This window comes from Acetobacterium bakii (assembly GCF_001263355.1).
Taxonomy (GTDB): domain Bacteria; phylum Bacillota; class Clostridia; order Eubacteriales; family Eubacteriaceae; genus Acetobacterium; species Acetobacterium bakii.
Genome location: NZ_LGYO01000008.1, coordinates 173,694 through 188,173, shown reverse-complemented (window position 1 = coordinate 188,173; position 14,480 = coordinate 173,694). Strand labels below are relative to the sequence as shown.

Annotated in this window: 10 protein-coding genes and 1 riboswitch; of the genes, 1 reads left to right on the top strand and 9 read right to left on the bottom strand. The window is 38.7% G+C overall.

Annotated features, from left to right (window positions below; genetic code table 11):
• Positions 1-250 precede the first annotated feature (250 nt).
• The 7 genes from AKG39_RS04240 to rodA form a co-directional block, all read right to left on the bottom strand.
• Positions 251-1,756: a putative bifunctional diguanylate cyclase/phosphodiesterase gene (locus AKG39_RS04240; protein WP_050739117.1), complete on the bottom strand. Its 1,506-nt coding sequence runs from the start codon at positions 1,754-1,756 to the stop codon at positions 251-253.
• Between the two features lie 31 nt (positions 1,757-1,787).
• Positions 1,788-1,863, bottom strand: a riboswitch (cyclic di-GMP riboswitch).
• 180 nt (positions 1,864-2,043) lie between these two features.
• Positions 2,044-2,232 carry a hypothetical protein gene (locus tag AKG39_RS04235; RefSeq protein ID WP_050739116.1) on the bottom strand — a complete coding sequence of 63 codons (189 nt, stop codon included), beginning with the start codon at positions 2,230-2,232 and terminating at the stop codon, positions 2,044-2,046.
• Positions 2,195-4,399 carry a DEAD/DEAH box helicase gene (locus AKG39_RS04230; protein ID WP_050739115.1) on the bottom strand — a complete coding sequence of 735 codons (2,205 nt, stop codon included), beginning with the start codon at positions 4,397-4,399 and terminating at the stop codon, positions 2,195-2,197. The genes AKG39_RS04235 and AKG39_RS04230 overlap by 38 nt, the downstream gene beginning before the upstream one ends.
• Complete coding sequence (locus AKG39_RS04225; RefSeq protein ID WP_050739114.1) at positions 4,400-5,719, bottom strand: ATP-binding protein; 1,320 nt, start codon at positions 5,717-5,719, stop codon at positions 4,400-4,402. It lies immediately after the preceding gene.
• 2 nt (positions 5,720-5,721) lie between these two features.
• Positions 5,722-7,341 carry a TerB N-terminal domain-containing protein gene (locus AKG39_RS04220; RefSeq protein WP_050739113.1) on the bottom strand — a complete coding sequence of 540 codons (1,620 nt, stop codon included), beginning with the start codon at positions 7,339-7,341 and terminating at the stop codon, positions 5,722-5,724.
• A 419-nt stretch (positions 7,342-7,760) separates the two neighbouring features.
• Positions 7,761-9,098, bottom strand: coding sequence for a glucose-6-phosphate isomerase (locus AKG39_RS04210; RefSeq protein ID WP_083439404.1), 1,338 nt, complete (start codon positions 9,096-9,098; stop codon positions 7,761-7,763).
• Between the two features lie 37 nt (positions 9,099-9,135).
• On the bottom strand, positions 9,136-10,254 hold the full coding sequence (rodA, locus tag AKG39_RS04205; RefSeq protein WP_050739110.1) for a rod shape-determining protein RodA: 1,119 nt from the start codon (positions 10,252-10,254) through the stop codon (positions 9,136-9,138).
• Positions 10,255-10,478: 224 nt separating this feature from the next.
• Between rodA and AKG39_RS04200 the strand changes: the two genes are divergently transcribed.
• On the top strand, positions 10,479-11,510 hold the full coding sequence (locus AKG39_RS04200) for an aldo/keto reductase (protein WP_050739109.1): 1,032 nt from the start codon (positions 10,479-10,481) through the stop codon (positions 11,508-11,510).
• 81 nt (positions 11,511-11,591) lie between these two features.
• Here AKG39_RS04200 and AKG39_RS04195 read toward each other — a convergent pair whose 3' ends face one another.
• Both AKG39_RS04195 and AKG39_RS04190 read right to left on the bottom strand, forming a co-directional pair.
• Entirely contained in the window at positions 11,592-12,956 is a 1,365-nt protein-coding gene (locus tag AKG39_RS04195; RefSeq protein WP_050739108.1) for an MATE family efflux transporter, read from the bottom strand.
• Between the two features lie 245 nt (positions 12,957-13,201).
• Positions 13,202-14,299: a glycerol dehydrogenase gene (locus tag AKG39_RS04190; protein WP_050739107.1), complete on the bottom strand. Its 1,098-nt coding sequence runs from the start codon at positions 14,297-14,299 to the stop codon at positions 13,202-13,204.
• Between the last annotated feature and the right edge of the window lie 181 nt (positions 14,300-14,480).

Here is a 14,480-nt window from a genome sequence, read left to right as displayed (position 1 = left end):
TTTTTTAGACTATCATTTAATGTATCCACCCAATATTTTTGCTCAAATAAAAAAAGCATATAAAAAAAGAGCTAAGCTCTTTCAGACTGCGGATAAAATAAAAAGCAAGTCCCGGGGACAATCGTAACATCAGTTGTCGCCATCATGGCGAACAGGCTGGCCTGTTCGATCATGCAGCCATAACGATTTACCATTGTCCTCAGGACGATTTATCAGCAAACTCTAAGAGCCAGGCTCTTTTTTTATGCTTTTAGACTAATTGTAATTTATTTGTAATGAAGGCTTCAAAATCAGCCACTTGCATGGGACGGGCGTAATAAAATCCCTGGGCAATATCACAACCCATTTCTTTCAGAAAATCAACTTGTTCAAGGGTTTCAACGCCTTCTGCAACAGTAACCAAATCCAAGTCTCTGGCCATTTTCAAGATACTCATGATGATTTTTTTCCCGCGAAGATTCGTAGCGGAGGTGCCTTCAAAAAACTCCTTGTCCAATTTTAATATATCTGCGGGTAAATTCTTCAGGGTGTTCAAGGAGGAATAAGCCCTGCCAAAATCATCTATTGAAATTTGGAATCCCGATTCTTTTAAATCATTCATAATGGTGACCATCTGATTTTCATTATCAAAAATCGTATTTTCCGTTAACTCAATTTCAATGAGTTTCGGGTCAATATGATAGCGTTCGGCAATTTCTGACAGTTCTTTGGACAAGAACAGATTATTAAGATGTAAACGCGAAAAATTTACAGAAATCGTCAAATGCAGAAAATCAACTGACTCATTTTTCCATTTTTCCAAGAGCTTACAAGCTTCTTCAAACATATAGGTATCAATTTGTTTTACAAAACCATTCTTTTCAAAAAGAGGTATGAAATCACTTGGCGGTATAATTCCTATTCCCGGACAATTCCACCGAACCAAAGCTTCTGCGCCAATAATTTTATCATCTGAAAATAAATACTTTGGCTGTAAATACATTTCAAACTCGCGGTTTCCCAAAGCTGCAGTCATTCTGTTTTCCATACCCTTTTCTTTGAGCATGTTATGGCGCATAGAATCCGTATAAAAAGTATATTCTTTTTCGCAATTGTTTTTTATGGATCGTCTTGCCATGTTGGCCCGGTCGCTTAAAATATTTATATCCAGGGTTTTATCTTTAATGAGACAGATCCCAACCGAGATGTTTATAGCATAAACATGGGCATTATTTTTAATTTCTTCGATTAAGTCCTCAATCCTTCGAATCAATTCATCCTGGCTATGGCATTTTAACAAAATATTAAAGTTATCGGTTGATGTCCTGGAAAACGTTTCTTCTTCTCCAATAAATGCTGCCAGGGATTTAGCAATGGCAGTTAATATTTCATTTCCGACTTCATGGCTATACAAATCATTAATAGCCTTGAATTTATCAATATCAAAGGTAACCATGGCATAGTTTTTCTGATCGCCTTTTTTTAAGTACTCTTCACAGTCTTTCTGAAACTGGCTCCAATTTGAAGCACCTGTCAAATGGTCAGTTGAAAGAATTATTCTGAGGTTGTCAGATGCTTTTTTTTCATGATATATGGCAATAATGCAAAGAACCGTAACAATGACCATCCCCATAAAAGGAATCCATGTAATTTCCGGACTTACCCGATTTTCATTCAAAGTTTCTAATAAGGCAGCACCAACGATTAAAAATGCGGATATCATTAAAAAGCACCATATTGCAACAATTATCAGGGGTCTTTTTTCTTTAAACTTCATGGTCGCCTCCAAAATTAGTTGAAAAACTCATTCTGATAACTGGCTGACTTTAAAAAGTCCCTTTAGCTTTGCGTCACTGCTTCACAACAGTTTTGCCCTTTAAATTGATATTCGTGTATTTTTTCGATTATTATTTCAAACTTAGCACTCTTAGCAATGACTGCTTGTTTAATTTCGAGCAATTATTATTTTAAGCTATTATAACACATCATTCTCATTTTTCATCACTATTTTTTAGCAAAATGCCAAATGTTATGGGAATTTTAAACCTTTACATTTATTAGCTTTTAAATCCCATATATGGATGCCAGGATGCGATCCATTCCTACCTGGGTTGCAAGCCTATTCGATTCTTTCCAAAATTCATCAGCTCTTACGCCCAAACTGGGAATAAATTCATATTCCCGCATATCCTTTGTGCGAAGGGTTTTATCAAAGTCATACATCATGGCAATCACAGGATGCTTTTTTAACATTTTCCACCGCTAAGCTCTTTTTTAAACCATCGACATCTAAAAAGTCTTCAATATACTGTTTTTTTAACAGCTCTGCCGGAATGAACTCATTGAATTTACCCTTAATCTGAACCTCGTTTGGAAACTTGAAGTGAGTCACATCAAGCGGTTCGGTTTTAATTTTTTGCAATATCTGTTCAATTTCTTCTTTTGAATGATCCTTTATAAAAACACATACAGGAATTCCCTTATCGTAATGCAATTGACCGTTAAGCCCAAAATAATCCAAAGCATAAAACAATGTGACGAATTCTCTGGTTCCTAAAAATGGAAAGATAGCATAGGTATTATCGTTTATTTTCACCACTGTTTCATTGATGATATTGGCATCGGCGGCAATCCGTCTTATTTCCGCCAATCTTTTTTCTGCGGATTCCCCTAAATATTTATAACTGCTGTCACTCTTTAATATTTCTTTTATTTTTTGGGTGATCTTTGAATAAACCGTATATTTACCATCACTGATCCAGCTATTGGTTGAAAGGCCTTTTATTTCTTTGACATAAATAATTCCTGCATCTTTATCGATATCCTGGGTTTCCCAGGTCCTGCCGGCCAATGCAAACCGTTCACCAACTGGGAAGGCTTCCTGGACAGTGCCAATTTCTTCGGATCGGAATTTAACACTGTATTCCTTTGGGGTTTCAAAAACCGTAAAAAATTCAAAATGGTTAACCTCATTCTCGCCTTTTGCACCGATCAGCAGGCCCCTATTTTCGGTTAGCTCCAATTGTTCAATTTTAATTAAAAATCGTATCATCTTCTTAAAATCATCCTGGCTGATATTTTTAAACAGGCTGAACGAAAGCATATTTTGGGCCAGCAAAGCCGGTGATACTTCTCCTGCGGAGACCATAAAACTCATGGTCTGGTGGTAAAGAATGCCATAGGGCAATTTATTAAGGGTGATGGGTTCAATCCACTTTTCTTCCAAATAAAGTTGAATGATGGCAATGCACATTAAAAAACTCCAATTAATGGCTTTGTAAAATTCCTCATAAACCTTGCCGGTATCTTCTCTGAATACGAACCACATTTCCGAAGGGTTTCCCCGTCTGCCGGTTCTTCCCAATCGTTGGACAAAGCTGGAAACAGAAAGGGGACAACCGGTTTGGACAATGCGCTCCAATTCGCCTAAATCAATTCCCAATTCAAGTGTGAGAGTTGCTCCAGTTACCATTGGCTTACCTGATTTTTTCATTTTTTCCTCGGCATACTCACGAAAGCTGGCAGAGATATTGCCATGATGTACCAGGTAAACATTATCGGTTTTGTTCTTTACTGCAATTTTTTTTATATTTGCAATGCTTTCTTCAACTTCAGCCTTGGAATTTGAAAATAAAATGCACTTTTTTCCAAAGGTGCTGGCATACAAGTACTCATAGTAACGCTTCATTAGTACTCTGTCATCTTTTTTATCGCTATTGTAGGTTACAAAAAAATGTTGCAGCGACAATCTCAGGCTGCGTTTTTCCCCGCTGAATGTCGGGGTTTGACACTTTCGGTTGGTCCCTGAGTTTAACCAGTTTTCGGCCAGGGTATAGTCTCCCAGGGTTGCGGATAAGCCAATTCGAATGGGAATATTATTGGTGATTTTTTGGATGCGTTCGAGAATGCAGATCAGCTGTGCGCCACGGTCTTCGCTCATAAAATAATGTACTTCATCGATAATAATGTACTTCAGATCGGAAAATAGTTTAATGGCTTCGGCCTTGCGATGCATCAGCATAGCTTCCAGGGACTCTGGCGTTGTTTGCATAACTCCCTGGGGATTCTTCAGCAGTTTGTTTTTCTCGGCCTTACTGGCATCGCCATGCCACTTGGTTACGGGAATATGACTTTCTTCCAGTAATCCCTCGAGGCGATTAAACTGGTCGTTAATCAATGCCTTTAATGGGCTGATATATAATACGCCCAGGGATTTAGAGGGCACTTCATATAACTTTGTCAGTACCGGCAGAAATGCGGCCTCGGTTTTTCCGCTTGCTGTACCCGAAGACAGAAGGAGGTTATCTTCAGTATTTAATATCACATCACAGGCGCCGACTTGAATCTCTCTTAAATTATCCCATCGTTCCCGATAAATATAATCCTGTATGAAGGGTGCTAGTTTTCGAAAGGTATCCATTTATATTTCAAATTCCTCATATTCTTTCAGGAGCTCTTCCTCGTTTAATTCTGTTTTCGCAAATTCAAAGGTCTCCATCTGCATAATGTCGGAGATTTTTTTCTCCGGATTCTGATAAATAATATTAAGCAGTTCGATGAAATCACGAATAATTTCGCGGGGGGTAATGTTGCTGCTTGCCCCGATCCTTGAATATTCGATTTTTATGAAATTTATCATATCTTCTTCTTCAATGGTGGATTCATAACTAAACAGGCCTGCATGGATATCCGCCAGCTTCTCGATTAAAATATACATTTCTTCATGTGAAAGCGGTGCCAGCCGAATAATCGGCGCCAGCATATCCCGGGTATCCTCGGTTGCAAAGCGACCTTCAGCCAATCTGGATTTCAGAGCTTCATAACTAAAAACCCCGCGTCTGGTGTCTTCGATACACTGGGGTGTGCCGCCCATAATGATTCCGATATGCTTTGCTTTTCCCTGTAGGGTGTCATTGTACATCATCAATATTTTTTCGTAGTTATACTGCCTGGTTATGGCGTTGGGAACCTTATAAATATTCACTAATTCATCGATTAAAATAAGCATTCCGCCGTAGCCCGCTCTGACTAAAAACAAGGCAAAAATTTTGATGTATTCATACCAATCATCATCTTTAATAATAATATTCACACCCAGATCCCGTTTAGCCTCTGTTTTGGTGGCATATTCACCTCGGAACCATCTTAATACCTTGGCTTTAGTTTCATCGTCACCCTGAGTGTAGGCCTTATAATACATGGAAATCATTTTTGCAAAATCAAATCCATGAACCATTCCCTCAAGTTCATTCATGACTTCATATATTTTTGTTTCGACCAACCCATTAAATCCGGAATCTTCGGCTGTTATTTTGCTTTCAGTCACAACGTTGGTTTGGATCCCACTGATCCACTTTTCCAGAATCAGGGGCAGGGCGCCGCCATCGGGTCTGGTCTTTGTTGACATATTTTTCATTAATTCTTTGTATGTGGCAATTCCCTGGCCTTTTGTCCCTACCAGTCTGCGTTCAGGTGACAAATCCGCATCAACAACGACAAAGTTTTTATCCATCACATACGAACGCATTGTCTGAAGTAAAAAACTTTTACCGCTGCCGTATTTTCCGACGATAAACCGGAATGATGCGCCGCCATCTTCAATGATGTCAATATCATGAAGCAATGCTTTTATTTCTATTTCTCTGCCCACCGCAATATAAGGTAACCCAACTCTGGGGACAACTCCACCTTTTAATGCGTTCATGATTGTTGTTGCAATTCTTTTAGGAACCATAGCCATACTTATAAAACCTCCAGTAATTCTTCTCTGTATTCATCGTAGATCCATGGTTTTTCATCATTCGTTTCTATGATGTTGTCTTCAATAAATGTTAACGCTTTTTCATTAATCGCTTCAAGCAAAACTGTTACCATTTTATTTTTTTCTTTTGCTATTTCGTCTATTTTTTCACTTTGATTGTTGAGTATCTCTCTGATTATCTCTTTTTCATCAATGGTCAAACTTTTTGAAAATACTTCCATACCCTGTTCTTTTTCGTTATTGACTACCTTTGTTTTTTCAACCAATATTTCTTTTTCTTTTTCCATTACAGATTCAACGATTAACTTTCTTTGTATATCTTGGGCAGTTTTTCGTATTTCATCAAATTTAGATGGATCAATCTCAATTCTCACCGGCTCAATTTTTATAATTGGAGCCATTTCTTTTTTCTTTTTCTTTTTAACTCGTTGATTTTCTTTCATCCTGGGGCATAAATCTTTTTTATTATTTTCTTCACAGAAGCTTATAATGCTTTTTTCAATAAGGTTTGTTAATAATTTGGAAGTGCTTTTAAATGTGATCTTATAGGAATAATCGTATATCTCTCTTAAAAAAAACTCGGTAGTTCTTAAAACTTCTCCGATAAAACGCTTATCCACATTATACTCTGAATATGAATATTTCAACCATTCTCCATTTGTACATTCATATCTTTCAAAATCATTGACAATGCATTTTCGCGGATTTTTTTGTGTATCACCATAAAAAATCCCACTTCTGAAAGGCACCCATGCCTCCCTGGATTCTTTGCCAAACATCTTTTCAAAGAGTGTAGTTTTTCGACTGTTATTGTAAAATTTTTCTAAATCCGTGTAAACAACTGCCAATGCGTCGATATAATCATTCTGAAATTCTTTTAAAAACTTGCTTTTATGGATTTTATAATTTGAAAAGCCATTAATTAATTTCAGGAATTCAGAAAAATCATTTTTTTTAACAGCATTTTGTATATCACTCAGCACAAAAAGATAGTGGTTTCTTTTGATGGGAATGTCTTTGATTCGACTTGGGTCCATCTCATAATAAATGACATAATCTTTTAGCCAATCTTTTAAATATCGATCAATTTTATTGTTAAACTTTGTATATACATTCCATATATACAGCAATTTTTGAAATCCATCTTTGGGTGAGTCTGCACCGATCCCATTGATCAGCTCATAAATATAAACAAAAACAAAGGATATATTTGTTTCCTCAATAATTCCTTTTCTAACCTTAGTGCGCCAGGTAAAATATCCCCGTAATTCCGGAAAAGTCATATCGGTGTACTGAGGTAAATATCTTAATATTTCACCATAATAAGCATAATCATCTTCAAAGGATTCCATGAATTTAGCTTGTAAATAAAACCGGGCATTTATATAATCACTTTGCCAGGAAAAGGTATTATTATTCGGTTCTATTTTCAGCATTTCTTTGTATCTTTTGGGAGCAGGCATTGCAAGTTCCGAGGCTTTTTTTATAATTGGCTCCGGTTGATAATGGGATTTTTCAATATTCCCGTCATTCAAAACATATTTTTCGTTTTTTGCCTGCACCAAAGCATCATTGATTAATTTTAATATACTAGTATCCATTTGATTCTTTCCTTTTTTTGATAACCTTCTTCTGATATTTATTCAAAGAGGCCTTTTGAATTTTGCATGTTCATTCTCAATCTCTTATTATACTATAGTTTAAATTGAAAAGAGAATTATATTTTAAACATTTTTTCTAAACCACCCGATTTATCGAACAATGCCATAAAAAAAGCGACCCTTACGGTCGCTTGAGTTTGTCGACAAACTCGTCCTGGGGACAATGGTAAATCGTTGTCTGCTGCATGATCGTACAGGCTATCGCCTGTTCGCCATGATGCAGACAACATGATGTTACCATTGTCCCCAAAACTTACTTTTTTAATTTGTCTACAGTCTGAAGCGACCATTACGGTCGCTTCAATTTGTTGATGGTGCTATTCAGTTTTAACCTTTATGGTCATAAAATCCTATTCCGATTATAAGCGTTCTTCGAGCTCTGTGGTCAGGGCCTCATAACCGGGTTTATGCAGAAGTGCAAACATATTTTTCTTATAGGCTTCAACCCCTGGCTGATCAAAGGGATTAACCCCCATAAGGTAGCCATTAAGACCACAGGCTTTTTCAAAGAAGTAGATTAATTTTCCAATATTAAAGGCATCAAGTTTTTTAAGATGAATGATGCCATTGGGAACACCACCATCCACATGTGCTAAAAGTGTTCCCATAAAGGCTTTTTCATTAATCGCATCAATTTCCCAGGCATTCAGGTAATTCAGACCTTCCAGGTTTGCGTCATCATGAAAAACTTTAATCGAAGATTGATCTTCATCAATGACAAGAACGGTTTCAAAATGATTTTTAGGGCCGTCCTGAATCATTTGTCCCATGGAATGAAGATCCGTGGAAAAATGTACCGCGGATGGGAATAATCCCTTCCCGTCTTTCCCATCACTTTCACCAAAAAGCTGTTTCCACCATTCTCCGATGTATTCCAGACTGGGGTCATAATCCACTAAAATTTCAATGCTTTTCCCGCGATTATACAGCACATTACGGTACAATGCATATTGATAACAGGGATTTTTATCAACTTTCGGATTTTTATACTCTTCATATCCAGCTTTTCCACCGGCCATTAAAGCATCGATATCAATGCCCGCAGCGGCAATGGGAAGCAGTCCCACAGCTGTGTAAACCGAATAGCGGCCGCCAATATCATCGGGAATAACAAAGTTTTCATAGCCTTCTTCATCGGCCATAAATTTCAAGGCGCCTGCTGATTTATCGGTGGTCACAAAGATACGGTCCCTGGCGCCATCTTTTCCATATTTTTCTTCCATAAACTTCTTGAAAAACCGGAAAGCAATGGCTGGTTCGGTGGTGGTTCCCGATTTTGAAATAACATTGACACAGATGTCCTGATCCTTTAAAAGTTCTAACAGCTTTTCCAGATATTTACCGCTAAGATTTTGTCCGGCAAAATAAATTTTTGGTGCCTTTCTTTTCGAACGTGGTTCCTCATTGAAAAAAGGACTGGTTAAAGCAGAAATAACTGCTTTGGATCCCAGGTATGATCCGCCGATACCAATAATGACCAAGGCGTCGCAGGTGTCCTGAATTTTAATGGCAGCCTTTTTAATCCGGGCATATTCAGCTTTATCATAATTAATAGGATAATCTACCCAACCAAGAAAATCATTCCCAATCCCAGTTTTCGCCATGAGTTCCTCATTGGCTAAAGCCAGTTGTTCAAAGCGATTTTCAAATTCACTGGGATTAATATTTGCATAAGAGAGGTCAAAACGAATACTCATCATACTACCTTACCTTTCTAAATCGAATCGTACACTGTCAAAATCGTACATCCAAACGCCGCATATAAATGTTTAACACAAACCCAATGGCTGTCATGTTGATGATCAGAGAACTTCCGCCATAACTGATGAATGGAAGAGTGATGCCGGTAATCGGCAATAAACCAATGGTCATCCCAATGTTTTCGGTAATCTGGAACAAAAACATAAAGAATACCCCGAAAATCACCAGAGTTCCATACATGTCCCGGGCAGCTTTGGCACTTCGTAATAAACGTAACATTAAAAACAAAAACAATAGCACAACAAAAGCCGCTCCAATAAATCCAACCGTTTCACTGATAACTGAAAATATAAAATCCGTCCATTGAGCCGGAAGAAAATCAAGCTTTGTCATGGTGCCCTCGGTATTGAGGCCTCTTCCAAAAAGCTCTCCCGAACCAATGGTAATTTTTGATTGGATGGCATGATATCCCGTTCCCAGTGGATCCAACTCAGGGTTTAAAAAAGAAAGAATCCTTTCTTTTTGATAATCAAAAGCAAAAAACCAGGCGGTTGGAACTGCTATGAATGAAAAGAGTATGAGCCCATAGAAATATCGAATGTTGAATCCTGCCACAAAAAGCATCCCCAAAGCAATAATCAATATAACCAGTGCCTGGCCAAAGTCCGGTTGGAGCATCATCAGCAGTGCCGGAGGTAAAATAAATGCAACGGGGACCAAGAGGTCTTCGGCACAATCCAAGCGATCAAAGCGAAGCTCCAAAACTTTTGCAAAAGATAGGATAAAACCAATTTTTGCAATTTCAGATGTTTGAACCTCAAAGAAACCCAGGTTAATCCATCCCGTCGTCCCCATATTAGTTGTTCCCACCCCGGGGATAAATACAATCAATAATACGAAAATTGAAATTCCATAAATCCACTTCCAATGATCAGCAAAAAAATTATAATCGCTTTTGATCAAAAAAAATATAATGATACACCCAATAACAAAAGAAATACTCTGTTTTATAATATATTTTTCAGATCCTGTGTTGGCTACACTGTCCACATTGGTTGCGGTGAAGATCGCAATCATCCCAATGATGAAAAGTATTAAAACCGAGATGATCAAGCCATAATCTAAATTTTTGTAGTCGTTTTTTAATAGCATTCACATCCTCCCGATGTATTCTTAGTGTTCCTATTATAGCACAGCCATTGTTGATTCTCCAGTAGCCAATTGAATAAATCACCCCTTATTTTTATCATAAATCTTTCTGCCGCATCAGAAATGAAATGGCAGTATCCATTGCCAATGAATGACTCCATTTTTGATGACTTTTTACTTTCTATGTGTTAGAATGAGCAATAACTTGAGAAATGAAGAGGTGGAATATGAAAAAGCGAACACTCGGAAAAACCGGTTTAGAAGTTTCTCTTATTGGGTTTGGTGGTATTCCGATTCAACGATGCAACCAATGGGATGTTGATGAAATTATCGAGAATCTTGTTGCAGAGGGCGTGAACTTCATTGACACTGCCAGAGCTTATACCAACAGTGAAGAAATGTTGGGTGAAGCCCTGAAGGAATGGGGCCGAGAAAACTTTTACCTTGCCACAAAAACCCCAAAGATCACCTATGATGACGTAATGGCTGATGTACAACGCAGTCTTAGTGAATTGCAAACAACCTTTATTGACCTTTATCAGTTCCACAATTGTAGCACAATGGAAGCCTATGAAAAAATTATGGCACCTACTGGTGGCTACGCTGCCCTGGTTGCCTGTAAAGAAAAAGGTTTGATTAAACATATTGGTATTACCTCGCACAGCTACGAGGTTCTGGATCACGCTTTGAATGAGGAGAAATTTGAAACCATTCAATTTCCCTATAATATTGTCGAAAATCGCGGAGCCCCGCTTTTTGAAAAAGCGAAGGCAAAGAATGTCGGCGTTATTGTCATGAAGCCCCTGGCCGGTGGAGCCTTTATCCATTCTAACTATGCCCTTCGCTGGGTGGCTGAAAACCCGAACATTTCGACGTTGATTCCGGGAATGGATTCGGTAAAGCAGGTTCTTGCCAATACATCAGTCGGTAAAAACTTCACCCCATTAGATGACGAGGAGCGTCATATCCTTGAAGCCGATGCCAATGCTCTGGGTAAAACCTTTTGCCGTCGGTGCGGCTACTGTGCTCCCTGTCCTCAGGGCATCGATATTCCCATGCAGTTTATAGTGGAAGGTTATTACCGCCGCTACAACCTGGAAGAATGGGCCCTGGACCGTTATAACAGCTTTGCTTCCAATGCTTCGGATTGTATTGAATGTGGGGAGTGCGAGCCTAAATGTCCATATGACCTTCCCATTCGCGACATGTTGAAAAAAACCCGGGAACTTTTTGATCCCCTAATTTTACATAAAAAATAACGCCCAAACCCATAAACCTCAAAGTTCCCAGTATTCTTAAATGAATACCCGAACATTGGGGTTTTATTGTTAAATATTTCGTTAAACAATGATATTCTTCAGCCATTTTTTAGTTTGATAACGATGGATCAGGAAAAGAATCTTGATGAGCTCTTGAGCATACACAATCGCAATCACCCAATAAATAGGCAACTTCCAAACTAAAACTGATATAAATGCTAAAGGCACCGCTATTCCCCAAACCATTATCACATCCAAAAGCATCGCATATTTGGAGTCGCCTCCGGATCTTAAAATACCGACATTCAAAAGATAATTAATGTTCCTGGGTAAAAGATAAATGGCAATAACAAAAATCGAGCGTTCCAGCAGAATTTTTGTCTCCGGGGTAATATTATAAAGCGCTCCTATCGGTTTCATCAGCAGGATCATAAAAACTGTTGCTATAATTGAAAGAACGCAGGATATTTTAATCAGCCGCAGGGATAATTTCCAGGCCAGGTCAAACTGATTTCGACCGATTTCATTTCCCACAATCACAGATGAAGCAGATCCCACACCAATAAAAAATGCCCAGAAACCATCTGACAAGATAAAGGCAATCTGAATTGCCGCAATGGAAGCCGCACCTAAATAGCCGAATGCAATATAGAATACGGTATTTCCCAAAGCCCAAAGACTATCATTAACGAATACCGGAACGCCCTTCTTAAGTATTTCCTTTAATCGTTTAAAATCCCAGTCAACCAGTTCTTTCACACTCGCTGCCAATGGGTGTTGACGGGGCCCTTTATAAATAAAGAAAAGCATTAAGACTATTTCGATAATCCTAGACAATACCGTTGCCAACGCCGCACCCTGAACCCCTAGTTCAGGAAATCCGAATTTTCCGTAAATTAATAAATAATTGAAGCAGGTATTGATGGACAAAGCCACGACACTTGCAACCATCGGTATTTTTGTCCGATGCACCGATCGGCTGACGTATGTAAAAGCAAAGCTCACAGCACTTAAAAAGTAGGTAATTCCAATGATTTGAAGGTACTCAACCCCATACTGGATTACTATAGGATCCTGAATAAACAGTGACATGAGCTGAACCGGAAAAAAAACAGCTACCAGACAAAAAAAACTTCCGACAGCCATTCCAATGGTTAAAGCCATTCCCAGAATGCGCCGAATGTTTTTTATATCACAAACGCCCCAATACTGAGATGTAAAAATAGACATGCCGCTATAAATCCCAAAGAGGCAAACAACATAAAGAAAGAACCAGCGATTTGCAATACTCACAGCGGCTATAGCCTCTTCTCTGAGAGAACCAATCATGACCGTGTCAATCATATTGAGGGCAGTTCCCACTAGTTGCTGCATGGCTATGGGTATTCCTATGGTAATAAGGTTTTTATAAAAAAGCTGACTGTCATTTTTCAGTATATTTTCCATAAGTCCCCCTTAATTTTCGCCGATTCATAATTATTTTCAAACGTCTATATCACATTATTTTAATCTCCAATCAAAACTATTGCAACAATTTTAATAAATGCTATTATAGGGTTATTCAATTTTTCAGGCAGTCCCTGGTCAGTCCAATCAATTCTTTGGCTCATTGCCTTTAGGCACAAAAAAACCGGAGCTTACGCTCCGGTTTGATGGAATAGGCAAAATAACATCACCTTATTCAAAAATAATTATTCACCCAGATACAAACGTCCGAGCGCATCGGCCGCCATGATGGCAGCATACACCGTATCGGCATCAACATCAAAAGGCATGTTGTGAATGGTTTCTGCGGGATCAGCAGCAGCAACGGCAACAGCCATAATCTTTTCAGGTGTCACTTCGGTGCAGCCCAATTCTCCAAGGGTGATTGGCAATCCAACAGAAAGACAGAAATCAATGACTTCTTCGATATCATTCATGGATCGATTTTCCATTACTAATTGAACTAGGGTTCCAAAGGCGACTTTTTCGCCATGATACATGTGATGACATTCGGTTAGGACCGTTAACCCATTATGGATTGCATGACATGCTGCCAAACCACCACTTTCAAAGCCAACACCACTGAGGTATGTATTGGCTTCAATTACATTCTCAACAGCCGGAGTACAGCATACTGCTTCAACAGCAAGTTTTGCTTTTAAGCCATCTTCGATGAGGATATCATAACATAAACGGGCCAACGCCAAAGCCGATCGGGTGGGATGAGCACCAGACATAGTTGTTCCGTTGGAATCAACGGTGGCCTGAGCCTCAAAATAGGTTGCCAGAGCATCCCCCATTCCGGAAACAAAAAGACGAACCGGAGCTGCCTTAATAATATCGGTATCCATAATAACAATTTCCGGATTTTTAGGAAGAACCAAATATTGATCAAAAACCCCCTCTTCGGTGTAAAGCACTGAAAGTGCTGAGCAAGGGGCATCGGTAGAAGCAATGGATGGAGCAATCACAACCGGTAATTTTTCATAATGGGCGGTTGCTTTAGCGGTATCAAGGGTTTTTCCACCGCCGACACCGACAATAACGTCACAGCCCTTGGCCTTTACAATTTCCCGGAGTCGGGCAACTTCAACCAGTGAACACTCGCCGCCAAATCTTTCGGATGTAAACTTTATCCCTGCGGCTTCAAAGTTTGCTTTTAATTCATCGGATTTTGTGCGCATCATTGTTCCGCTCATTAATACCAGAGCCGAGGTTCCGAATTTTCCAACATGTTCCGGCAATTTCCCAAGTTCCCCTGCACCCTGAACATAACGGCTAGGAGACATAATAATTTTTTGCATTTTTTACCTCCGAATATATTTTTTCTTTCTCTATTATATCAAATCAACCTGAAAAAGAACGATTAACTGTCTAAAAAATACTGTTGCAAACAGATTAATATTTATAAACTTTCTATGCGGCATCCCTGAAACTAGTAAATTCTAGCCGCCAATATGGAAATTATCGCCATTTCTCAGCACT

Bases quoted from the DNA above. Each gene is read 5' to 3' on its own strand.
- AKG39_RS04240 (WP_050739117.1), bottom strand. From the start codon at position 1,756: ATGAAGTTTAAAGAAAAAAGACCCCTGATAATTGTTGCAATATGGTGC.
- AKG39_RS04235 (WP_050739116.1), bottom strand. From the start codon at position 2,232: ATGTTAAAAAAGCATCCTGTGATTGCCATGATGTATGACTTTGATAAA.
- AKG39_RS04230 (WP_050739115.1), bottom strand. From the start codon at position 4,399: ATGGATACCTTTCGAAAACTAGCACCCTTCATACAGGATTATATTTAT.
- AKG39_RS04225 (WP_050739114.1), bottom strand. From the start codon at position 5,719: ATGGCTATGGTTCCTAAAAGAATTGCAACAACAATCATGAACGCATTA.
- AKG39_RS04220 (WP_050739113.1), bottom strand. From the start codon at position 7,341: ATGGATACTAGTATATTAAAATTAATCAATGATGCTTTGGTGCAGGCA.
- AKG39_RS04210 (WP_083439404.1), bottom strand. From the start codon at position 9,098: ATGAGTATTCGTTTTGACCTCTCTTATGCAAATATTAATCCCAGTGAA.
- rodA (WP_050739110.1), bottom strand. From the start codon at position 10,254: ATGCTATTAAAAAACGACTACAAAAATTTAGATTATGGCTTGATCATC.
- AKG39_RS04200 (WP_050739109.1), top strand. From the start codon at position 10,479: ATGAAAAAGCGAACACTCGGAAAAACCGGTTTAGAAGTTTCTCTTATT.
- AKG39_RS04195 (WP_050739108.1), bottom strand. From the start codon at position 12,956: ATGGAAAATATACTGAAAAATGACAGTCAGCTTTTTTATAAAAACCTT.
- AKG39_RS04190 (WP_050739107.1), bottom strand. From the start codon at position 14,299: ATGCAAAAAATTATTATGTCTCCTAGCCGTTATGTTCAGGGTGCAGGG.